This is a genomic window from Marinovum sedimenti (genome assembly GCF_054052205.1).
This window is the reverse complement of record NZ_CM133223.1, coordinates 721,759-743,817: the sequence shown is the minus strand read 5'-3', so window position 1 is coordinate 743,817 and position 22,059 is coordinate 721,759. Positions and strand designations below refer to the sequence as shown.

Genomic DNA, 22,059 nt, shown 5'->3' with positions numbered 1-22,059 from the left:
ATCGTATTCGCTATGCCACCCAAAATGCATCGTATCCAATTTAGTCGAATCCGAAACACATTCCACTGCAACAGGGACAAGACCATGAAACTCCGACACCTTATGCTTGCAACGGCGGCAGTTGCCGCTTTAACGGGCAGCGCCCAGGCCGAGAACGTTCTGAAATGGGGCGCCAACCGCGATATCGGGTCGCTCGATCCCTATTCCTTTGGCGACAGCTTCACGATAAACGTGCTTAACCACGTTTACGAAGGGCTGGTGCGCTATAACAAAGACCTCAAGATCGAACCGGCGCTGGCGGAAAGCTGGGAAATTCTCGAGGATCAGATCACCTGGCGTTTCAAGCTGCGCGAGGGTGTGACCTTTCACAACGGCAACCCCTTCACGGCGCAGGATGTCGTGGCTTCGCTCACCCGTGTGAGCCATGAAACCTCGCCGCTCAAAGGCAATCTTCCGGCCTATGTCAGCTCGGCTGTGGTTGATGACCTCACCGTTGATATCACGCTGAACGGCACCTATCCGCTGCTGCTCAACGACCTGACCAACATCCATATGTTCGACGAAGAATGGATGACCGAGAATGACGCGCTGATGCCGACAGATGTGGGCGCGGGCACCGAAGGCTATGCCACTTATAATGCCAACGGCACCGGTCCGTTCATTGTGGAAAGCCGCCAGCCCGATGCCAAGACGGTGTTTGTGACCAACGCACTGTGGTGGGACGAACCGCTGCACAATCTCGACCGGATTGAACTAACGCCAGTGAATTCGGCTGCCACCCGTGTTGCCGCTTTGCTGTCGGGTGAGATCAGCTTTACCAATGACGCCCCGGTGCAGGACTTGCCGCGCCTTGCCGCCGCGCCGAATGTTGAGGTGCTTGAAGGCGTTGACCTGCGCACCGTGATGATCGGCTTTCCCTTCCGCGAGCTGCTGACCACCGGCGAGGCCAATCCCTTTGGCGAAAAATCCGTGCGCGAGGCGCTGTACAAGGCGATTGACCTCGACCTGATCCACCAGAAGGTGATGCGCGGCAAGTCCCGCACCGCGGGCGCGACCATTGCCCCTCCGATCCCCGGCTATACCGAAGCGCTGGACGAACTGCCCGGATTTGACCCCGATGCGTCCAAGACACTGCTGGCCGAGGCCGGTGTGCCCGAGGGGCTGGAGTTTGAATTCAACTGCCTCAGCGACGGGCTGGTGAACGAAGAGCAGTTCTGTCAGGCCATCGCCTCGATGTGGAGCCGGATTGGCCTGTCGCCGAAGCTGTCTGTCGCGCCGCGCGCGGTGCAATCGCCCAAGCGGACCAATGGTGCCACCGACGTCTATACCCTTGGTTGGGCCACGCTGCCGCTGCTCGACAGCTATTCGCCGCTGTTGCAGATCTTCCACTCCAAGGATGGCAATGCTGGCGTCTTTAACTGGGGCGGTTGGTCGTATCCCGAGCTTGATGCGCTGATTGACGCTGCGGGCAGTGAGTTGGACCTCGACACCCGGTTGGGGCTGCAAACCGAGGCGCTGCAAATCGTCAAAGACGAGATGATCATGATCCCGTTGCACCAACAGCCGATGGCCTGGGCCGTGACCGAAGAAGTGGCCGACATGCCGCTGTTCCCGGATGCCAAGCCGCGGCTCTGGTTTGCCACAATGGGCTCTGACTCCTGATCACGATTTCGGATCGCCTTCGGGCGGTCCGACCGGCCGCAGGAGCCGCTCCTGCGCGTCCTTACGCGACCTGATCATGCGGGCGGTTGCGCCCCGTGATCCAACCACACACCGGAGACCGGAATGATTGCCTTTCTTCTCAAACGTACCGCCAATGCGGCCTTTGTCATGCTGGCGGTGGCGCTTCTGGCCTTTGTGATTTTCCGCTTCTTCGGCGATCCCGTCGAAATGATGGTGAACGAACAGGCCACCCTGCAAGACCGCGTTGAGCTGCGCGAACGGCTGGGGCTGAACGACAGTTTCGTCACCCAATACACCCGGTTTGTCACCAACGCGGTGCAGGGTGATTTCGGCATTTCCTATCGCAACCAGCAGGATGTGATGGTGCTGATCAAAGAGCGCTTTCCAGCCACGTTCGAGCTGGTTTTGGTGGCGACGGTGATCTCGCTGGTGGTGGGGATTCCGGCGGGGGTGATCACCGCCGTCTACCGCGACAGTCGATTGGCCAACCTGTTGCAACTGGGGTCAATCATCGGCGTCTCACTGCCAAGTTTCGTGGTTGGCATTCTGCTGATCCTCGCCTTTTCGGTCTCGCTTGGCTGGCTGCCTGCCTTTGGGCGCGGCGAGACGGTGGACATCGGCTGGTGGTCGACCGGATTGCTCACGGCCTCGGGGCGGGCGGCGCTTATCCTGCCGGCGATCTCGCTCTCGACCTTTCAGGTGACGCTGGTGATGCGGCTGGTGCGGGCCGAGATGCTTGAGACTCTGCGCGCCGATTATATCAAGTTCGCCCGGGCGCGCGGCGTGCCCACCGCCCGCGTGCAATGGCGCCATGCGCTGCGCAATTGTCTGATGCCGGTGATCACCCTGACGGGGATGCAGATCGGCAACCTGATCGCCTTTGCGCTGGTGACCGAGACGGTGTTCCAGTGGCCCGGCATGGGGATGCTGTTCATCCAGGCGGTGACCTTTGTCGATCTGCCGGTGATGGCCGCCTATCTGCTGATCGTGTCGTTCATTTTCGTCGCGCTGAACACCCTCGTCGACATCACTTATGCCTGGATTGATCCGCGCCTGCGCGATGACACCGCCCGTGGCAATGGCTGAACCGGAGACCTTTATGGACAAGACCCTGACCCTGCCCACCGACACTGCTGTGCCATTGGCGCGGCCCTCGCGGCTCACCCGGTTGCGCGAAAGCGATCTGTGGTTTTCCTTTTGCGCGCACCCGTCGGCGATCTTTGCTGCGGTGCTGCTGGCGCTTGTTGCCCTCACTGCCTTTCTGGCGCCGTTGATCACGCCGCAGAACCCCTATGACCTAGCGGCGCTGGAACTGTGGAACTCGGAAATCCCGCCGATTTGGGAGGCCGGTGGGCAGTGGCCCTATCTGCTCGGCACCGACACCCAAGGCCGCGATATCCTGTCGGCGGTGCTCTATGGCTCGCGCATTTCGCTGATCATCGGCTTTGCTTCGGTGCTTTTGGCGCTGGCCGTGGGCCTCACGCTGGGGCTGGTGGCGGGCTATTTCGGCGGCTGGGTCGACAATGTGATTATGCGGGTCGGCGATGTGTTGCTGTCGATGCCGTTCATCCTGATCGCGATCCTGATCACCGCCATTGCCAATGCCTCTCTGCCCACCGGATTAAAGGATGTGCTGGCCGCGCCGATCCTGATCTTTGCCATCGCGGTGCCGTCTTGGGTGCAATACGCCCGCACGGTGCGCGCCTCGGCGATGGTCGAGGCCAAAAAGGAATATGTGCAGGCGGCCAAGCTGATCCGGGTCAAGGCGTGGCGGGTGATGCTGCACCATATCCTGCCCAATTGCATGACGCCGATCATGGTGGCGGCGACGTTGAATTTCGGCCTCGCGATCCTGTCCGAGGCGACGCTGTCGTTTCTCGGCGTTGGCATGCCGCCCGATCAGCCGTCGCTGGGCACACTTATCCGCATCGGCAACCAATACCTGTTTTCCGGCCTGTGGTGGATCGTGGTGTTCCCGTCGATCCAGCTCTGCCTGATCGTGCTGTCGGTCAATATGATCGGCGACTGGCTGCGCGACGCGCTTAACCCCAAATTGCGGTGACTATGATGACTTCGAAAACTCTCAAAAACGTTCGCCCGATGGGTGGCCCGGCCACCGACCTGCATATCGTTGACGGCGTGTTTGTCGCCGATGCGCCCGCAGGGGCGGAGGTGATTGATGGCGGCGGTCGCCTGCTTATTCCGGGGCTGATCGAGGCGCACACCCATCTCGATAAATCGCTGCTTGGCCTGCCGTGGTATCGCAACGAGGTTGGTCCGCGCCTGATTGACAAGATCGACAATGAGCGCGCGGTCAAGGTCTCGCTTGGGCTTGATCCGCAGGTGCAAAGCGAACGCCACGCCATCCTCGCCATGTCACACGGCTGCACCCATATCCGCAGCCATGTTGACGTGGATACCCACCACGGGCTGGCCGGGATCGAGGGCGTCATGGCGACGCGCGAAAAGCTGGCCGGTATGGTTGATATCGAGATTGTCGCCTTTCCCCAATCGGGCATGATGACCCGTCCCGGCACCGCCGAATTGATGGACGAAGCGCTGGCGATGGGTGCGGATCTTGTTGGCGGCATCGACCCCTGCGGGATGGAGCATGACCCCAAAGGCCACCTTGATACCGTGTTCATGCTGGCCGAAAAACACGGCAAGCCAGTGGACATTCATCTGCATGAACGTGACGCGCTCGGCTGGTTTTCGATGGAAGAGATCATCGACCGCACCGTGGCGTTGGGGATGCAGGGCAAAGTGTCGATTTCGCATGCTTTCTGTCTTGGCGCGGTGGACCGGGGCTATGTGGCGGGGCTGCATGAAAAGCTGGCTGAGAACCGCATTCACATTCTGACAACCGCCCCGGCCTCGGCCCCGGTGCCTGTGGTCAAAGAGCTGACAGCGCAGGGCATTCTAATCGGCGCGGGCTGTGATGGCATCCGCGACACGTGGGGGCCGTATGGCAACTCGGACATGCTGGAAAAGGCGATGCAGATCGGCATGCGCAACAACCTGCGCCGCGATGATGAGGTCGAGCTGGCGCTGGACATCTGCACCTTTGGCGGCGCGGCGATCATGGGGGTCGAGGGCTATGGGCTGGGCCTTGGCAATCGCGCCGATTGCGTCTTGGTCGAGGGCGCGACCCTGGCCGAAGCTGTCGTGACCCACGCGCCGCGCAAGCTGGTGCTCAAGGGAGGCGCGGTCATCGCGCGCGACGGCGCTTGCGTGATCGAGGCACCGTGATGCAGGGTCGCACGCTTCTGTCGGCCCGCTGGGTGATTGGCCACTATGATGGGCACCATGTGGTGCATGAGAACGGCGTTGTGGTGATCGACGGCGCGCAGGTCGTGCATGTCGGCGCGTCGTTCGATGGCCCGATTGCGCGGCGGATCGACTATGGCGAGGCGGTGATTTCGCCGGGGTTTATCGACCTTGATGCGCTGTCTGACCTCGACACCACGATCCTTGGTTATGACAATGCTCCAGCGTGGAAAAAGGGCCGGGTCTGGCCCGAAAGCTATGTCGCACGCGGGCCATATGAGATGTACACAGCTGAGGAGCTGGCCTTTCAGAAACGCCACGCCTTCGCCCAGCTGATCCGCAATGGGATTACCACGGCGCTGCCCATCGCCTCGCTGTTTTACCGTGCATGGGGCGAGACGGTCGCCGAATTTGACGCTGCTGCTGCGGCGGCCGAAGACCTTGGCCTGCGGGTTTACCTTGGCCCGGCTTATCGCACCGGCGGGCAGGTGACGGACGATGCTGGCAACATCCGCGCGGTGTTTGACGAAGCGCGCGGGATGCAGGGGCTGGCCGAGGCCGAAGGTTTTGCCGCGCGGATCGACGGGATCGCAGGGGGACGCATCCGCGCGATGTTTGCCCCCGACCGGATCGAAACCTGCACCGAGGCGCTGCTGCAACGCACCGCCGAAATCGCCGCGGAGATGGGCGCGCCGGTGCGCCAGCATTGCAGCCAATCGCCCGTCGAATTGCGTCTGGTGCGCGAACAGCACGGCTGCGCGCCGATTGAATGGCTCAGCCGGATTGGCGCGCTTGGCGGCAACTGGCTGTTGCCGCATGGCACGCAGGCGACCGAGGCGGAATTCGACCTGATCGCCGGGGCAGGGGCGACGCTGGTGCATTGCCCGCTGGTGGCGGCGCGCCACGGTGGCCTGCTGAAAAGCTTTGCCAAGGTGCGCGCCAAGGGCATCAATATCGGGCTTGGCACCGACACCCACCCGGCGGACATGATCCTGAACATGCAGATCGGTATGATGTGCGCGCGGCTCGCCGACGGCATGACCGCGATCCGTTCAGAAGACATGTTCGATGCCGCCACTCTGGGCGGGGCGCAGGCGCTGAACCGCTCTGATTTGGGCCGGCTACAGCCCGGGGCCAAGGCCGACATCACGGTGATCGACCTGCGCCACACACTGCAAACGCCCGATCCGGTGCAAACGCTGATGACTTCGGCCTCGGGGCGCGATGTGCGCGATGTCTGGATCGACGGGCGGCAGGTGATGGCCGACGGCGTGATTCCCGGCGTTGATGAACCCGCAGACGCCGCCCGCGTGCAGGCGCAATTCGACCGGCTGATTGCCAAATACCCCGACCGCACGGCGGGCCATGCGCCTGTGTCCGAGATTTTCACCCCAAGCTACAAGAGGGCCGCGCCATGAGCGATGTTGTTCTCGATGTGCAAAACCTGCGCGTCGAATTTCCCACCCGCAAGGGCGTGCTGACCGCCGTCGATGACATCTCGCTGCAAATCCGGCGCGGTGAGATCCTGGGCATGGTCGGTGAATCCGGCGCGGGCAAATCGATGACCGGCATGGCAATCTTGGGGCTGCTTGAGCCTCCGGGGCGGATCGCCTCCGGGTCGATCCACCTGTCGGGCGACAGGATCGACACTCTTGATGACCGCGCGATGCAGGCCATCCGGGGCCGCCGCATCGGGGCGATCTTTCAGGACCCGCTGACCTCGCTCAATCCGTTGTTTCGCGTTGGGGATCAGCTGGTCGAGACCATTCGCCTGCACACCGATCTTGACAAGACACAGGCCCGCGAACGCGCCAAGGAGCTGATGCGCGAGGTGGGTATTCCGGCGGTGGAAGAGCGGATCGACGGCTATCCGCACCAGTTCTCCGGCGGCATGCGCCAGCGGATTGTGATTGCCTTGGCGCTCTGCGCCGAGCCGGAGCTGATCGTGGCGGATGAGCCGACCACCGCGCTTGACGTGTCGATCCAGGCGCAGATCACCGCGCTGTTGAAACGCCTGTGTCGCGAGCGCGGTACGGCGGTGATGCTGGTCACGCATGACATGGGGGTGATCGCCGAAACCGCCGACCGGGTTGCGGTGATGTATGCCGGACGTCTGGCCGAAATTGGTAGCGTTGACGACGTCGTGCGCCGCCCGCAGCACCCGTATACCATCGGATTGATGGGCTCGATCCCGTCGCTGCGCAAGGACGTGGACGAGTTGCAGATGATCCCCGGCGCGATGCCACGGCTGAACGCGATCCCGCCGGGCTGTGCCTTTAATCCGCGCTGTGGCCATGCCGGGCCGCGCTGCCGCAGCGATATTCCCAAGGTTGCGCAAGGCGATACCACCGGCGCGGCCTGCTGGCTGGCCCAGACCGGAACCGTCGAACAAGGAGAAGCCGCATGAGCATCCGCCCCAATGCCATCCTCGAAGTTGACGCGCTTGAGCGGCGCTTCGATGTCTCGGCACCCTGGCTCAACCGGCTGATCGAGCGTAAGCCGCGCCGCACCCTGCGCGCTGTCGATGGCGTTGATTTTGTCATTCAGCGCGGCCAGACCCTCGCGCTTGTCGGGGAGTCCGGCTGTGGCAAAAGCACCATCGCCAAGCTTGTCACCGGGCTGCATCCGCCCTCGGGCGGCAGCATCAAGTTCCATGGCGACCGCGACCGGCTTCAGATGATCTTTCAAGACCCGTTTGCCAGCCTGAACCCGCGCTGGCGCGTGGGCCGGATCATCGCCGAGCCCCTGCGCACCCTGCGCCCCGACACGCCAATGCCCGAGGTGACGGCGCGGGTTGATGAGCTGCTGCGCACCGTTGGCCTTGCCCCGACCGATGGGCAAAAGTTCCCGCATGAATTCTCGGGCGGGCAGCGCCAGCGGATCTCGATCGCGCGTGCCTTGGCCGGTGAACCCGAGTTTCTGGTGTGCGACGAGCCGACCTCGGCGCTGGATGTTTCAGTGCAGGCGCAGGTGCTGAACCTGATGAAACGGCTGCAAAAAGAGATGGAGCTGACCTATCTGTTCATCAGCCATGATCTGAGTGTTGTGCGCCATATGGCGGATGTGATTGCGGTGATGTACCTTGGCCGGATCGTCGAAATTCAGCCCACCGCCGATCTGTTTGCCAACCCGCTGCACCCCTATACGCGGCTTTTGTTGGAAACGATCCCAGACCTCGAAGCGCCGCAGCGCGATCGCAGCCCGATGGGCGGCGAGGTGCCTTCGCCGGTGTCGCCGCCCTCGGGGTGCAGCTTTCACCCGCGTTGCCCGCTGGCGTTTGATCGCTGCAAGGCCGAGCGTCCACAGCGCCGCCCCGAGGTGCATGATCGCCGCGTTGCCTGTTTTGCTGCTGAAGGAACTCCCAAGAATGTATAACGAAACCTTTCTGCGTCGCGCGATTGCGATCTCGGCGCAAGCGCTTGATACCCCCGGCACCGAACCTTTCGGCGCGGTCATCGTCAAAGATGGCAAGATCGTTGGCGAGGGGATCAACCGTTCGGTGATGAACCACGACCCGACTTCGCATGGCGAGACCGAAGCGATCCGCGATGCCTGTCGTAATCTTGGGACGGTCGATCTGCGCGGCTGTGCGCTGTATTCAAGCTGCGAACCCTGTGCGCTTTGTGTGGCGGCGATGAACATCTCGGGGATTGCCGCGCTGTATTACGCCGCCGATATGGCGCAGGCCGGTGGGGCCATTGCGGACCTGCCGAGGGCGGCGCGCTTTCCCATTGATGTTGACCTGCTGACCCATGAGTGCGGCCACGGCGTGGCGCAGCGGATCATGCCCGCCGAACAGCATCTCGATGCCGAAGCCCGCGAAGTGCTGCACGATTGGGCAAGGCTGGCGCGCTCTCGGGTTTAAGCGCATAGAGGCAGTTGGTAATTTTTCAGGCTGTCATCGCGGTTTCACACTGTCGCTGTAGAGGGATTCCTGTCGCGCTGAACTATAATTTGACCAATTGGTCTAATGCGCGCATTCTGCCGGGAATAACAAAATACAACAGTGAGGACATACCATGACCCGATCCCTTTTGCTGGCCAGCACCATGCTGGTGGGGCTTGCTTCGGTTGCGCAAGCCGACACGCTGCGGCTTTTGACCTGGGGCGGCTATGCACCCGATGACGTGGTGGCGATGTTCGAGGAACAGACCGGCCACACCGTCGAAGTGACGAAATCCAACAACGAAGAAATGATCGCCAAGTTGCGCGCTACCGGCGGCGGCGGCTTTGACCTTGCGCAACCGTCGCAAGACCGGGTGATGGGCCCGCAGATGGAATTTGGCATCTACAAGCCGATGGACGTCTCGAAGCTCAACCAGGACCAGTTCATTGCGTCGATGCTGATGGCGACAATGGCCAACACCACCGTCAACGGCGATGTTTACGGCGTGCCGCATGTCTGGGGCACGTCGGGCCTCGTGATGAACACCGCCGAGGCGGGCGACATCGTGAAGGACTACACCGACCTGTGTGATCCGGCGGTTGCGGGCAAGGTGTCGTACCGTTTGAAACGCCCGACGCTGATCGGTTTTGCGTTTGCCTTGGGCGAAGATCCCTTTGCGGCCTACAATGACGAGGCGAAGTACACCGAGATCATGAGCAAGGTTGAGGCCAAGCTGACCGAGTGCAAAGCCAACGTCAAAACCTATTGGGGCGGCGGTGATGAGCTGATGAACCTTGTGCGCTCGGGCGAAGTGACCGCCTCGATGGCCTGGGACACCGGCGGCTGGAAGCTGAACGACGACAACGCCGACATCACCTTTGTCGCGCCGACCTCTGGCGCTTTGGGCTGGATCGATACCTTTGTGCTGCCCGCCAAAGGGCAGGCCGATGATGTCGCTTATGAGTGGATCAACTTTGTGATGCAGCCGGAAGTCGCGGCCATGATCACCGCAGCGGCGGGCAACTTCACAGCCTCTGCCGGGGCGGATGAGTTTGCCGAAGACGCGCTGAAGGCCAAGTACCAGGCGAGCTTCCCGCAAGAGGCCATCGACAACATCAAGTGGTATCCGCCGGTGCCTGCCGGGTTGGAAACCATCGAAGGCGACGTGCTTGACCGGGTTCAAGCCGCCAATTGATCATTCGGGCGGCACCCCTTGCCGGGTGCCGCCCCATTTTACGGATTTCACATGACCCCAGATCTGGAATGCGTCGACCTCGTGAAGCGGTTCGGCGATACCACGGCTGTCGACAACGTCGCCTTTTCGGTGCCACCGGGCAGTTTCTTTTCGATCCTCGGGCCTTCGGGCTGTGGCAAAACCACGATCATGCGGATGATCGCCGGTTTTCTCGACCCGACCTCGGGCGACATTCGGATCAAGGGCGCATCGGTGCTCGACACGCCGCCGAACAAGCGGCCGGTGAATATGGTGTTTCAGCATCTCGCGCTGTTCCCGATGATGACCATTGCTGAAAACATCGGCTATGGGCTGCGTCGTCGCGGCATGGCCAAGGATGCCATCGCCCGCAAGGTTGACGAGGCGCTTGACCGTATCGGCCTGCCGGGGATTGGCGGACGCAAGGTGGATGAACTCTCGGGCGGGCAAAAGCAGCGCGTGGCCATCGCCCGCTGCATGGTGCTTGAGCCGGATGTGTTGCTGTTGGATGAACCGCTCGGCGCTTTGGATCTTAAACTACGCGAGCATATGAAGGTCGAGCTCAAGGCGCTTCAGGCCGCGTTCGACACCACATTTGTCTATATCACCCACGACCAATCCGAAGCGCTGGTGATGTCCGATCAGATCGCGGTGATGAACGCGGGTAAGTTTGAGCAGGTCGGCAGCGGGCAAGACCTGTATTACCGCCCCGATACGCCGTTTGTGGCTGGTTTCATTGGGGAATCGAACCGTTGGAAAGGCCGGATCGAGCGGGTCGAGGGCGGCGCGATCCAACTGCGCACCGACACCGGCTTGGCGATGCGGGCCACGGGAACGGCGCTGTCGGAGGGCGACAAGGCCGAGATTTTTGTCCGCCCGGAGCAGATCAGACTTGCGGCCAGCGCCGAGGCTTTGGCCGCATTTGACAACCAACTGAAATGCACCGTCACCAGCCTGTTGTTCAACGGCGCGGCCTCGCGCGTGTTGGTGCAGGACGACGCGGGCGAAACGCTGGAGGTCACGCTGCCGCAGTCGGGTGAATTCGCGGCGTTGCGGCGCGGCGACACGGTGCATATCGGCTGGGCGGCGGAGCAGGCGACCTGCTTTGGGGCGACCTGATGCGCCACCAATCCCGCATTGCCTTTGTGCTGTTGCTGACGCCGCTGGTGTTGTGGCTCAGCCTGCTGATCATCATTCCGCATATCGACATGCTGATGATTTCCCTGCGCGAACGCATCAGCTTTGGTGTTTATGAACCCAGCCTCACACATTACGAAAAGGCGCTGACCGAACCGCTGTATTTGCGCACGTTCTGGCGTACGGCGGTGATGTCGGTGCTGGCCACGGGGATCACACTGCTGATCGCCTTTCCGGTGGCGTATTACATCGCCAAGATGGCCAAGGGGCGGCTGCAACAGGTGCTGTTTCTGCTCTGCCTGATCCCGTTTTACGTGTCGGAACTGGTGCGCACCTTTGGCTGGATGATCCTGCTGCGCGAGACCGGGATTGTGTCGAACCTGCTGCAATGGGTGGGGCTGGCGGACCGACCGGTCGAGCTGTTGTACACCGATGCCACGATGATGGTCGGGTTGGTCTATACCTCGATGTTGTTCATGGTGGTGCCGCTTGTCACCACGATCGAAAGCCTTGACGACAGCGTGATTGAAGCGGGCTATGACCTTGGCGGCAATGGATTTTCTGTCCTGCGTGAGATTATCATTCCCCATGCCATGCCCGGCATCGTGTCCGGCTGTATCGTGGTGTTCATGCTCAGCCTTGGCAACTATCTGACGCCGACGATGCTGGGGGGCAAAGACAGCCTTTGGTTCACCGAAATGATCTATAACCAGTTCATCGTGCGCTCAAACTGGGAGCTGGGGGCCTCGTTCGGGTTCATGCTGCTGGTGCTGTCGTCGGTGATTGTCTGGGGGATGTTGCGGCTGACGGGCCGGACCCTCAAGGAAACGATGGGATGAGCCGATGATACCGACAATCCCGCAATCGCGGGCCTTTCGCTTTGTCTATGGCGGCTATGTTGCGCTGTTTTTCCTCTATCTCGCCTTGCCGCTGACGGTGGTGGCGGTCTTTGCCTTCAACGACAGCCAGTTCCCGTCGCTGCCGTGGGAGGGGTTCACCTGGAACTGGTTTTACGGCGACGAACGCCCACAAATCGGCGTGTTTCACGAGCGTGGCATTTTGCGCTCAGTGGGCACTTCGGCTCTGGTCGCGGTCTGTGTTGCAGTGCTGTCGGTCAGCGTTGGCACAACCAACGCCTTTCTGTTCAACCGCTACGAGTTTCGCGGCAAGGGGCTGCTTTACGTGCTGATGCTGTTGCCGCTGGTGATCCCTGGCATCGTGCTGGGCATCTCGATCCTGGTGTTTTCCTCGACCCTGGCGAATGGCATCTGGGAGGTCGCGCAGATCGATGTTCAGGCCCTGCGCCCCGGCCTTTTGTTGGTTGTTCTCGGTCAGTTCAGCTTTATCACCACCATCGCGACGCTGGTCATCTCGGCCCGTTTGCAAAAGTTTGACCGTACGCTGGAGGAGGCGGCGCTAAACCTTGGGGCGGACCGGTTGACGGCGGTGCGCACGATCACGCTACCGTTTCTTGCGCCGGCAATGATCGGCGCGGTGGTGGTGGCTTTCCTGATGAGCTTTGAGAATTTCAACACGACGCTGATGCTGGTTGGCTCGGACGCGCCGCTGACGATTGCTATGTTCGATCGGTTGAAAGAGGGCTCGACGCCCTTGCTCAACGCGGTGTCGCTGCTGTTGATGCTGGGATCGTCGTTGCTGGCGTTGGGTTTGATCCTGTTCCAACGCAAGACGTGACGCCGGATTTTCCCGGCAACCTTTCTGCCTTGGCGGGTGTCGGCGGGCAAATTCACCGGGCGTGAGCAACGCCCCTAGCGCGCGCCCAAGCCCGGCCTAGCCTATCGAAAGGGCATGTCAGCCGGGCAGGGCCGAACTGCCAATAAACCCACCTGACTGGCGGTTCCACAGGGTCGCATACAGATTGCCAGCCGACAAAAGCTCTTGATGGGTGCCGCTTTCCACGATCCGGCCCTCGTCGAGCACAACAATCCGGTCCATCTCGGCAATCGTTGACAGCCGGTGCGCAATGGCGATCACGGTTTTGTCGCCCATCACACGGGTCAGCGCGGTTTGAATTTCGGCCTCAACCGCGCTGTCCAACGCGCTGGTCGCCTCATCAAGGATCAGGATCGGCGCATCCTTGAGCATCACCCGCGCCAAAGCGATCCGCTGGCGTTGTCCGCCCGACAGCTTGACCCCGCGCTCGCCGACATGCGCGTCATAGCCGGTGCGGCCCTGGCTGTCCTTCAGATCGCAGATGAAATCATGCGCGCGCGCCTCGCGGGCGGCGGCCTCGATCTGCGCCTGCGTCAGCCCGGTTTGGCCAATTGTCAGGTTCTCGCGCACCGACCGGTTGAGCAACGCGGCCTGCTGGCTGACCATGCCAATGGCACGGCGCAGGCTTTCGGGATCGACATCGCGGATGTCCTGACCGTCGATGCAGATTTGCCCGCCCTCGGGTTCGTAAAACCGCAGGATGAGGTTCACCAGCGTCGACTTGCCCGCCCCAGACGGCCCGACCAGCCCGACCTTTTCACCCGGCGCGATGTGCAGATTGACGCCCATCAACCCGCCGCGATCCTTGCCATAGCGGTGTTGCGCGTCGGTGATCGTGATCTCGCCCGTTGTCACCTTGAGCGCCGGGGCATCGCTGTCATGCGCGATGGCCAGCGGCTGCGCAATCGTGCGCAGCGCCTCGCGGATCGAACCGACCTGTTCAAAGATCCGCCACACCGCCTCAAGCAGCCATTCCGCCATGGTGGTGATCCGCAGCGACAACGCCACGGCGGCGCTGACAAGGCCGATGCTGGCGCTCTCCTGGCTCCAAAGCCAGATGCCGTATCCGACGATGCCCACCATAATCACCCCCTCCAGCCAAACGGTCACCGTGCGCAAGGCAAGCCCGATCTGACGCGCCCGGAACAATGTCTCGCGGGTGTGTTCGAGCGCCTCCAGATGGTCGGTCTCAAGGTCGGTGCGGCGGGCAAACAGGCTGACAGTGTCGAAGTTGGTGAAGGTATCGACCACCTTGCCGAGCAGCCCGGATTTGGCTGCGCTAAAGGCCTCCATCGCGTTGACCATGCGCGGCACGATCAGGGTCATCAGGGTGATATACAGCGCCATCCAGACAAACAGCGGGATCGCCAGCCGAATATCGGTGCCCGCCAAAAGCATGATCACGCCGATGACATAGACCATGCCGAACGCGACAGCATTGATCGACTGGTACAGCGCGTCAGAGGCGTAATTGCCCATCATCACCAGCCGCGAGGCAGTGCGGCCGGCAAGATCGTCCTGAAACCAGCCGACCGATTGCCGGGTCAGGTGATCATACGCCCGCCAGCGGAACAGGTTGGCGACGTTGCAAGAAAACGCGATATCGTTCACCGCAAAGCGCGCAAATTGCGACAGCGGGCGCAGAAGGATCACCGTAAGCGCGGCGAGGATCAGGCTGAGGCTGTGTTGGTCCCAGATCTCGGCGGGCGGTGTATCCGCCAACATATCGATCAATTGGCCAGCATAGCTGATCAGCCAGACTTCGACGCTGGCCGCCAAGACGGTGACGATCACGCTAAGCACGAGAACGCGGCGCAAGGGCGGCAGGTGCGATCTCAGGTAGGGCCAGACCCGGGTGGCCGGCACCGGGTTGGTGCCAAGGACATACGGATCGGAAAGATTGAGCGCGCGCCGCGTCAGCCAGTCATAGAATCTAACCATCGTTACTCTTCCCCCACGCGCACCACTCGGCCGCAGAGTGCCGCTTGGCCCGGGCCGTTGCAACTCCGAGATGCATTGTTTATCGGGCAAAAGGAAGCGCGCGGAAGTGGGTTCTGAAACATAAGTCGCGCGGTGCTTCAAAAAGGGTCGATTTTGTCGGTTATGCCGGATGATCGCTGGCAGCAATCTCGCCTTGCTGGATGCGTTCGGTTTCTTGGATGGTGAGAGCGTTCACGTCGCAATCGCCAGATGAAACTGATGCGGTGGATGCCTCCACCCGACGGCATCAATTGTGCCAAAGTGGTTTCATCAGAACCAAAGAGAGGGAGGCATCCCTGTCAGAGATTAGCATATTAGCGGTTGATTTGGCCAAGAACAGTTTTCAGATTTGTGCGGTAAGAAGTGACGGGACGGTTGTTTCCAACAGTGCTGTGTCCCGGCCGCGCCTATATCAGCTGCTTGCAGAGCAAGAGGGCTGCATTGTTGCTCTGGAAGCGTGTGCCACCTCCCATCACTGGGGGCGGGTAGCGCAGTCCTACGGGCATGACGTTCGTCTGATCCCAGCACGATACTGCAAGCCATTCGTAAAGCGGCAAAAAAATGATCGGGCCGACGCGGAAGAAATTGCAGAGGCGGCCAGCCGACCGACCATGTCTTGTGTCGCGGTGAAGAGCGCCGAGACACAAGGGAGGGCCGTAGCATTCCGGACACACCAATGTTTTGTTCGACAGCGCACGCAGCGGATCAATTCGCTTCGGGGTCATCTGGCGTAATTTGGCTTGGTTGCCGCAAAGGGTCCAGCCAGCTTGAAAGTCCTGGAAAACGCGTTGGCCGATTCGAGCACGGACTTTCCTGCACAGGTACGGGAGATGGGAGCAATCTACCTCGCACAGATTGTTCAACTGACCAAGATCATCGAACAACTGGCTCACGAGCTCAAAACCGCATCAAAGAGCGACGAAGATCTGCGCCGCCTGTGTACTGTTCCGGGGATTGGGCCCGTGACTGCGGGCGCCATCGCGGCTTTTGCTCCTGACATGTCCACCTTTGACAGCGGGCGCAATTTTGCCGCCTGGCTTGGCTGTAAAACGTGAACCCACTTTTTCAACACGCGCAAAATGTGGTGGAGAAAAAAACAGATGAACAAAATATCTTATCAAACCAAAATTTCGGTTTCTGAAGAAACAGCCAATGTCCTCGAAACAATGAAACCGAGGCTTAAGGCGTGTGTTGTCGCAAAGCTCAGTGGTGTGTCCTCAAGGACAATCACTCACCATGCGGCGAACAATCGTATTCCAGGCGCTGCCAAACACGGCGGCCTTTGGACGTTCGATCACGACTTGGCCCTCCAATGGATAAACGAGGGCAGCATATGTCAAGCACCTGCAAAAACCAAAAGAACATCTTCAAACCCAAGAACACCAAGTATTATTGGCTCCGGGTCAAAATCAAAGGATTTACCCACCGAGAGTCGCTTCGAACAACTTCTCAAAACATCGCAGCGAAAAAAGCTAAAAGCCGCATAAAAGAGCTGAGAGGGCTGGAAGACGCCGGTGAGCTCGACTGGACGTTTTCCGCAGGTTTGTTGAAGTTCTACGAGGTTTTGGGTCAGGAGAATTGCGGTAGGGGCGCGGAAACCCGCAAGCGCTACCAAACCAGTCTGCGCCAGATCCTGCGGGTCATGGAAGAGATCTGCGGCGATGTCGGTAAGGATGTCAGAACCATCATGGCACCGGAGGTCAATGTTGCTTTCGTGTCCGAGTTTGTGGCGCGCCGTCGCTTAGAGGGGGTGACGGTGTCCACGGTCAACCGTGATCTGACGGCCTTCGGCCAGCTGATGACTTCGATCAAAAACGATGGTTGGATTGAACTGAACCCGGTTAAACAGTTCGAAAAACAAGGCATGAAGGAGGTTTTGCCGGATATTGTCATGCCCTCAGAGGCCGCGATTGCAAAGCTCTGCCAGCGGGCGCCGGGCACGTTGGAGTATTTCCCGAAGTTCCTCGATGCCACGGGTGGACGGGTCACGGAAATGGCTCGCTTGAAATGGTCTGATATCTTCGGAATGGAGACCCCGGTTCAGGGAAGTGTGTTCGCGACCCTGAGAAACACAAAGGGCGGCAAGGTTCGCACAATCGAGCTGACCCAAAAGGCAATTGACATACTGTTGCAGGTGCCACGCTCGAACGCCTCGGCGCATGTTTTCTGGAACGCGACCGAGCATGGCTATTACAAGGATCCCTCGAACCTGTTCTGGGAGTATGGTCAGGAAACCGGGTTCGGCGCACGACTGCACGATTTGCGCCACAAGTTTGCGATCGAACGACTGCGCGAGGGGTGGTCTGTTTACAAGGTTCAGAAATATATCGGCCACGGCTCACTTTTGACGACCGAGCGATATTACTTCCGATACTTGTCCCAAGGTCAGCAAAATCGCGTGCGTTCCGATGGGGACAACGGCTTCCGATAGCGCCGGAGCCAGACGAAAACTGTGAAGGGAAGCTGCGTCAGGCCAATCGCCAAATCGAAAGTTTAGCCCGCCATGCGCAGCATCCAGTGCATCATTGTTCTCGACAATGAATGCCCTCGCAGATTTGCGCGAGGGCTTCATAATTTATAATGTCGCCTCTACGGAATTCGCGGTCTATTGCGTGCTCATCTCCAAAAACCAGTCCCGGACCTGAAATGGATACACAGGTATTGTACCCGAGCTTGCAGGAGCCGACTTACGCTGCAAGGACACTGGACTGGGGAATTGTTGCGTTCCCGTGAGAACCTGACGAGATTTCCGTACAATTTCAAACCCTGAAAAGGGAAACGGCTGTTTACGCTTGAACGGTTAGGACGCTTTGCTCATGCTGCTTGGGATGAAAAAGGGGCCGAGCGGTGCATTTGGTTTTTGTCGGCGCAATCATCGCGTCCGTGGTTGCGGTTCTCGGGGTGTTTCAGCCTGCCGGATGGGTTTGGGCTTTGAGCCTGCTTTGGATTTTCCTGTTTGGCCTGCTAAACTACGACCATACCCGCGACCGAGTGTCGGTTCTGGACGGGCTGAAACGTCGCGATAATGGGTTGATCTATACCAAGCTCGTTGATGCGATGCTGGTTGGTCTGCGGCGCATGCTGTCGCCAAACGATGCGGAAAACGACCCAATGCCTGCCATGGGTCGGATTTTGCGGATCAGTTGGTATTTGACCCCTCGGGCCCGAGACACGGATGATTTGGAACGCTTGCGGGCCGGCACCTTGTCTTGGCCAGTGATGGACGCGGCGCTTAAGATCGCGGTGATCTATCCGCTGATGCTCCTCCTTTGCCAATGGGGAATTACGGGGAAGGATACGGGCATTAGCGCGGTCACGATCCTTGTTGCGGAAGAAAATGCATGGCTCAGGGCTGCGCTGGTTTGCCCTCTTGTTGCGCTGCTGGTTACGCGTATTCTGGCGTCAGCCAGTCAGACGCGTGTCTTCGAAAAAGCGTCTGACTGGCTGTTTTATCTCACAGGCGCAGTCGCTGTCGCTGTCGCTGTCGCAGTCGCAGTCGCATTCACAGGCGCAGTCGCAGTCGCAGTCGCAGTCGCATTCACAGGCGCAGTCGCAGGCGCAGGCGCATTCGCACTCGCATTCGCAGGCGCAGGCGCAGGCGCAGTCGCAGTCGCATTCGCAGTCGCAGGCGTAGTCGGGAGAGCCTGTTCCCACGGCAAAGGCTTGAATGCATATGCAATCTTTGTTGTCGCGATTTGGGCCAGTCTTGTCGTGACCTTCAGTCTTTCTGCCAGCGCTATAGGCACAGAGGTGCGGGTCCTTGTCTTCGCCCTCGGGATGCTCCCTCTGATCAACGCGATATTCGACTATTTCTCTTATGGCATCACGCTGGGGCTGATCCGTTATGGGCGGCGCCAGCGCAATCTGTTGACCGGGCTGGTGTGGATCATCGACGGTATCGTCGCGGTGCTCTTGTTGATTGGGTTGGGCCTTGGTTTGACCGGGACCATCGCCCTGATCAACCACATAGCAGGCGAAGAATTCATCGCGTTGCGCCCGATTTTTACCGATCTCAAGACACCGGAGGGGCGGGCGGGCTATACTTGGCTTACCCTGACCCTGCTCTCCACGCTGGTGCCGACACTGGTACATTTGGGCTTGGTATTCCTGTCAGCCTTTACCTGGGTGCCCCAGCGTTTTAAGCTCTGGATCGCGCGCGGGATTGAAAATCATGAGACCGGCGATCTGGCCACGCTGGGCGGTACCCTCATCGCCGCAAGCCTCGGCGCGCTCTGGGCCGCGCTGGTGGTCTGCGGATTGTGGGGGATCTGGATGTTCGCCACGGAGTATCTTGTATCCGCCGGGCTCGCTGTTTTGTGGAGCGTGGAAAGTGTGGCGCTCTGGCTGGGCTGGGTGGTCGGTCCCGACGCAGGGGTGAGGTAAAGCCTCGAAATTTGATCATCCTTTATGCCGTATCGGACCGTGAGACCGCGGCAATCTGAACCGCCTCGAAGCGGATATTTCAAATTAGGTCGTCGGCACGACGCGCAATCTGCAACATCTGCGCATGCAGGCTCGGGATCAGCAGGGTACCTTTGCTGTCTTCCAAGTTGCATTGGGAGAACAGGTGCCCGAGGCGCAAAGGAGTGCCAAAAGGGGCATAGTCGGCGCATCCGGAGGGCTGAAAAAGCGTCATAGTATGACACCTTTGACTTGGATCGCGCCACTCAAGCGATCGCGCACTACACCTGGAATGCTTATATTTAATCAGCAATTTCAGGGGGATAGTGGCGGAGAGACAGGGATTCGAACCCTGGGAACCCGTGAAGGCTCAACGGTTTTCGAGACCGCCCCGTTCGACCACTCCGGCACCTCTCCGCGGGGGTCTGGTGAGGGGGCGTTTAATCACCTTTTTCGCAGGGTGCAAGCGACAATCCCAACTTTTTCCAAGCATTTTTGCCATCCCCCAAATCACAGCTTTTTTCCGGCCCTCGGTCGATTGACGGCGCGCTGCGCTTGGAAACCGGACGGACAGAGGCTAGATTCCTCAAATACGTATATTCGGAGCCCGTATCCATGTTGCATCGTATCACTTGCCTCGCCACGGCCACCATCATTGCCCTGACCGCACCGGGTTGGGCGCAGACCGCGCGCCCGACTGACCTGCTTCTTGACAGGTTGGGTGTGGCTGAAACCGTGGCTGTCATGCGCCTTGAGGGGCTGGACTACGGCGACGAACTGGCCAAGGACATGCTGCCCGATGGCGGCGGTGACAGTTGGCAGGCGGTGGTCAAACGCATCTACGATCCCGCAAGGATGGAGGAAACCGTGCGCGCGGAGTTTGCCTCGGCCTGGGCGGAAGAGGGCAGTCCGAACGGCGCAATGGTCGACTACATCGGCACCGATCCGGGGCAGAAGGTCATCGGGCTCGAGATTTCGGCCCGCCAAGCGCTGATGGAACCGGGGGTCGAAGAGGCCGCGCGCGACGCCTATCGTGACAAAAGCGGGGACGTCGCGACCGATCCGCGCCTCGCCCTGATCGAGGATTTCATTGAAAGCAACGATCTGATTGACGCCAATGTCGTGGGCGCGATGAACTCGAGCTATGAGTTCTATGCCGGTCTGGTGGATGGCGGCGCGTTTGAGATGACCGAGGACGAGATCCTGACCTCGGTGTGGGAGAGTGAGGCTGACAGCCGGTCGGACACCCGCGAATGGCTGTTTGCCTATATGATGCTGGCGTATCAGCCGCTTGAGGACGCGACCCTGCGGGAATACATCACCCTGTTTGGAACGGCTGAGGGCAGGGCGCTCAACCGGGCGCTCTTTGCCGGGTTTGACCGGATGTATGGCGAGATTTCTTATGCCTTGGGCATCGCGCTGGCACGGCAGATGATGGCGCAGGAGCTTTGATCGCGGGCTGAGGCCGGGCCAAGGCGCATCCGTGCGGAAAATGACTTGACATAGGGGGCCATCCTCTCAATAAGGCCCGGACCCCGCAGGTTTATGCCTCGCGGGGTTTGATATTCATGACGCTCCTGTGAGGGCGCGCTGTTCGCGGCGGCAGAGGCCAGAAGCTGATGCCACAAACACCGGGCAACCGGGGCCACAGAACGCGGAAGACAAAGGAAGACCAGGATGTTCGCAGTCCTCAAAACGGGCGGCAAGCAATACAAGGTTTCTTCGGGCGATACCCTTCGCGTCGAGAGACTTGCTGCTGATGCCGGCGAAAAAGTGCAATTCAACGACGTGCTGATGCTGGGCGGTGACACCACCGTTCTTGGCAGCCCGCTTGTTGCCGGTGCCGCAGTGCAGGCCGAAGTGATCGACCAGATCAAGGGTGAGAAAGTCATCCACTTCGTCAAACGCCGCCGTAAGCACGGCTCCAAGCGCACCAAGGGCCACCGTCAAAAGCTGACGCTGATCCGCGTGACCGATATTCTGGCGGAAGGCGCGGATAACTCCGGCGTCAAAGCTGCCATCGGTTCGGGCTCGGCTCCGAAAGCCGCAGCTGCGCCTGCAGCCGCACAGCAAACTGCCGCACCCGCGGCCGCAGCTGGCGATGACCTCACCAAGATCACTGGTGTAGGCCCCGCAGCCGCGAAAAAGTTCAACGAAGCCGGCGTGACCACCTTCGCCGAAATCGCAGCGATCGACGCCGATACCTTTGACGCCGTCAAAGTTAAGCCGGAATGGATCGAACAGGCCAAAGAACTGGCCGAGAAGTAAGGAGAGACACCCATGGCACATAAAAAAGCAGGCGGTTCATCCCGCAACGGTCGCGACTCTGCCGGACGCCGTCTTGGTGTGAAACTCTATGGCGGACAGTCTGTCATTCCGGGCAACATCATTGCACGTCAGCGCGGCAACAAGTGGTGGCCGGGTGAGGGCGTAGGCCAAGGCAAAGATCACACGATCTTCGCAATGGTCGAAGGCAATGTATCCTTCCGCAAGGGCTTCAAGGGCCGCACCTTTATTTCGGTTCTGCCAGTGGCGGAAGCCGCGGAATAAGCCGAACTCAAGGTTTGCACAGCAAAAATGGGGGATCGGCGAAAGCTGGTCCCCTTTTTCGTTTTTTAACCACGATGTGATGTAAGGGCCCATTCCGGGCCCTGCATCTTGTAACCTGAGGTGGCAATAGCCATCTCTTTGCCATTGTTTTCACGTACCAATCCAGAGTTACGGGAATTTTAGGCACGGGTCTGAAGCGGGATTATCG

General features: G+C 60.2%; 19 protein-coding genes, 1 tRNA gene and 1 pseudogene. 18 read left to right on the top strand and 3 right to left on the bottom strand.

All coding sequences use genetic code 11. The features are described 5' to 3' along the window. The first annotated feature begins 84 nt into the window (after window positions 1-84). The 12 genes from ACW9UO_RS03595 (at window position 85) to ACW9UO_RS03540 (ending at window position 12,881) form a co-directional block, all read left to right on the top strand. The gene (locus ACW9UO_RS03595) at window positions 85-1,662 is read left to right on the top strand and encodes an ABC transporter substrate-binding protein (protein ID WP_457087617.1); all 1,578 of its coding nucleotides are present in this window, start codon (window positions 85-87) and stop codon (window positions 1,660-1,662) included. 123 nt (window positions 1,663-1,785) lie between these two features. Further along, window positions 1,786-2,769, top strand: coding sequence for an ABC transporter permease (locus ACW9UO_RS03590; protein ID WP_457087616.1), 984 nt, complete (start codon window positions 1,786-1,788; stop codon window positions 2,767-2,769). Then, window positions 2,762-3,745 carry an ABC transporter permease gene (locus ACW9UO_RS03585; protein WP_457087615.1) on the top strand — a complete coding sequence of 328 codons (984 nt, stop codon included), beginning with the start codon at window positions 2,762-2,764 and terminating at the stop codon, window positions 3,743-3,745. The genes ACW9UO_RS03590 and ACW9UO_RS03585 overlap by 8 nt, the downstream gene beginning before the upstream one ends. A 2-nt stretch (window positions 3,746-3,747) precedes the next feature. Then, window positions 3,748-4,932, top strand: a complete 1,185-nt coding sequence (locus tag ACW9UO_RS03580) for an amidohydrolase family protein (RefSeq protein ID WP_457087614.1) — start codon at window positions 3,748-3,750, stop codon at window positions 4,930-4,932. Then, window positions 4,932-6,368: a chlorohydrolase family protein gene (locus tag ACW9UO_RS03575; RefSeq protein WP_457087613.1), complete on the top strand. Its 1,437-nt coding sequence runs from the start codon at window positions 4,932-4,934 to the stop codon at window positions 6,366-6,368. Before ACW9UO_RS03580 ends, ACW9UO_RS03575 begins: the two co-directional genes overlap by 1 nt. Next, window positions 6,365-7,357 carry an ABC transporter ATP-binding protein gene (locus ACW9UO_RS03570; RefSeq protein ID WP_457087612.1) on the top strand — a complete coding sequence of 331 codons (993 nt, stop codon included), beginning with the start codon at window positions 6,365-6,367 and terminating at the stop codon, window positions 7,355-7,357. Before ACW9UO_RS03575 ends, ACW9UO_RS03570 begins: the two co-directional genes overlap by 4 nt. Beyond that, complete coding sequence (locus tag ACW9UO_RS03565) at window positions 7,354-8,325, top strand: ABC transporter ATP-binding protein (RefSeq protein ID WP_457087611.1); 972 nt, start codon at window positions 7,354-7,356, stop codon at window positions 8,323-8,325. Before ACW9UO_RS03570 ends, ACW9UO_RS03565 begins: the two co-directional genes overlap by 4 nt. Continuing rightward, window positions 8,318-8,815, top strand: a complete 498-nt coding sequence (locus tag ACW9UO_RS03560; protein WP_457087610.1) for a nucleoside deaminase — start codon at window positions 8,318-8,320, stop codon at window positions 8,813-8,815. Before ACW9UO_RS03565 ends, ACW9UO_RS03560 begins: the two co-directional genes overlap by 8 nt. 154 nt (window positions 8,816-8,969) lie before the next feature. Then, window positions 8,970-10,031 (top strand): extracellular solute-binding protein, encoded by a 1,062-nt coding sequence (locus ACW9UO_RS03555; protein WP_457087609.1) that lies wholly within the window; start codon window positions 8,970-8,972, stop codon window positions 10,029-10,031. A 51-nt stretch (window positions 10,032-10,082) separates the two neighbouring features. After that, window positions 10,083-11,168 (top strand): ABC transporter ATP-binding protein, encoded by a 1,086-nt coding sequence (locus ACW9UO_RS03550; RefSeq protein ID WP_457087608.1) that lies wholly within the window; start codon window positions 10,083-10,085, stop codon window positions 11,166-11,168. Then, window positions 11,168-12,025, top strand: coding sequence for an ABC transporter permease (locus ACW9UO_RS03545; protein ID WP_457087607.1), 858 nt, complete (start codon window positions 11,168-11,170; stop codon window positions 12,023-12,025). The genes ACW9UO_RS03550 and ACW9UO_RS03545 overlap by 1 nt, the downstream gene beginning before the upstream one ends. 4 nt (window positions 12,026-12,029) lie before the next feature. Continuing rightward, window positions 12,030-12,881, top strand: coding sequence for an ABC transporter permease (locus ACW9UO_RS03540; protein WP_457087606.1), 852 nt, complete (start codon window positions 12,030-12,032; stop codon window positions 12,879-12,881). 117 nt (window positions 12,882-12,998) lie between these two features. On the opposite strand, the gene ACW9UO_RS03535 is transcribed toward ACW9UO_RS03540, so the two are convergent. Then, on the bottom strand, window positions 12,999-14,861 hold the full coding sequence (locus tag ACW9UO_RS03535) for an ABC transporter ATP-binding protein (protein ID WP_457087605.1): 1,863 nt from the start codon (window positions 14,859-14,861) through the stop codon (window positions 12,999-13,001). A 335-nt stretch (window positions 14,862-15,196) separates the two neighbouring features. Between ACW9UO_RS03535 and ACW9UO_RS03530 the strand changes: the two are divergent. The 3 genes and pseudogenes from ACW9UO_RS03530 to ACW9UO_RS03520 all read left to right on the top strand — a co-directional run. Beyond that, window positions 15,197-15,943 (top strand): annotated as a pseudogene (locus tag ACW9UO_RS03530) (IS110 family RNA-guided transposase); the annotation flags it as partial. A 269-nt stretch (window positions 15,944-16,212) separates the two neighbouring features. Continuing rightward, window positions 16,213-17,331: a tyrosine-type recombinase/integrase gene (locus ACW9UO_RS03525; protein ID WP_457087604.1), complete on the top strand. Its 1,119-nt coding sequence runs from the start codon at window positions 16,213-16,215 to the stop codon at window positions 17,329-17,331. 416 nt (window positions 17,332-17,747) lie between these two features. Next, window positions 17,748-19,283, top strand: coding sequence for a hypothetical protein (locus ACW9UO_RS03520; protein WP_457087603.1), 1,536 nt, complete (start codon window positions 17,748-17,750; stop codon window positions 19,281-19,283). A gap of 79 nt (window positions 19,284-19,362) precedes the next feature. On the opposite strand, the gene ACW9UO_RS03515 is transcribed toward ACW9UO_RS03520, so the two are convergent. Together ACW9UO_RS03515 and ACW9UO_RS03510 are read right to left on the bottom strand one after the other, a co-directional pair. After that, window positions 19,363-19,536 carry a hypothetical protein gene (locus ACW9UO_RS03515; protein WP_457087602.1) on the bottom strand — a complete coding sequence of 58 codons (174 nt, stop codon included), beginning with the start codon at window positions 19,534-19,536 and terminating at the stop codon, window positions 19,363-19,365. 92 nt (window positions 19,537-19,628) lie between these two features. Then, window positions 19,629-19,718, bottom strand: a tRNA-Ser gene (locus ACW9UO_RS03510). Window positions 19,719-19,916: 198 nt separating this feature from the next. On the opposite strand from ACW9UO_RS03510, the gene ACW9UO_RS03505 reads away from it, so the two are divergent. From ACW9UO_RS03505 to rpmA, 3 genes are all read left to right on the top strand, one after another. After that, a complete protein-coding gene (locus ACW9UO_RS03505) occupies window positions 19,917-20,753 on the top strand; it encodes a DUF2059 domain-containing protein (RefSeq protein WP_457087601.1) in 837 nt (278 codons plus the stop codon). A 225-nt stretch (window positions 20,754-20,978) separates the two neighbouring features. Continuing rightward, on the top strand, window positions 20,979-21,569 hold the full coding sequence (locus ACW9UO_RS03500; protein ID WP_457087600.1) for a 50S ribosomal protein L21: 591 nt from the start codon (window positions 20,979-20,981) through the stop codon (window positions 21,567-21,569). A gap of 12 nt (window positions 21,570-21,581) precedes the next feature. Beyond that, the gene (rpmA, locus tag ACW9UO_RS03495) at window positions 21,582-21,851 is read left to right on the top strand and encodes a 50S ribosomal protein L27 (RefSeq protein ID WP_457087599.1); all 270 of its coding nucleotides are present in this window, start codon (window positions 21,582-21,584) and stop codon (window positions 21,849-21,851) included. Window positions 21,852-22,059 lie beyond the last annotated feature (208 nt).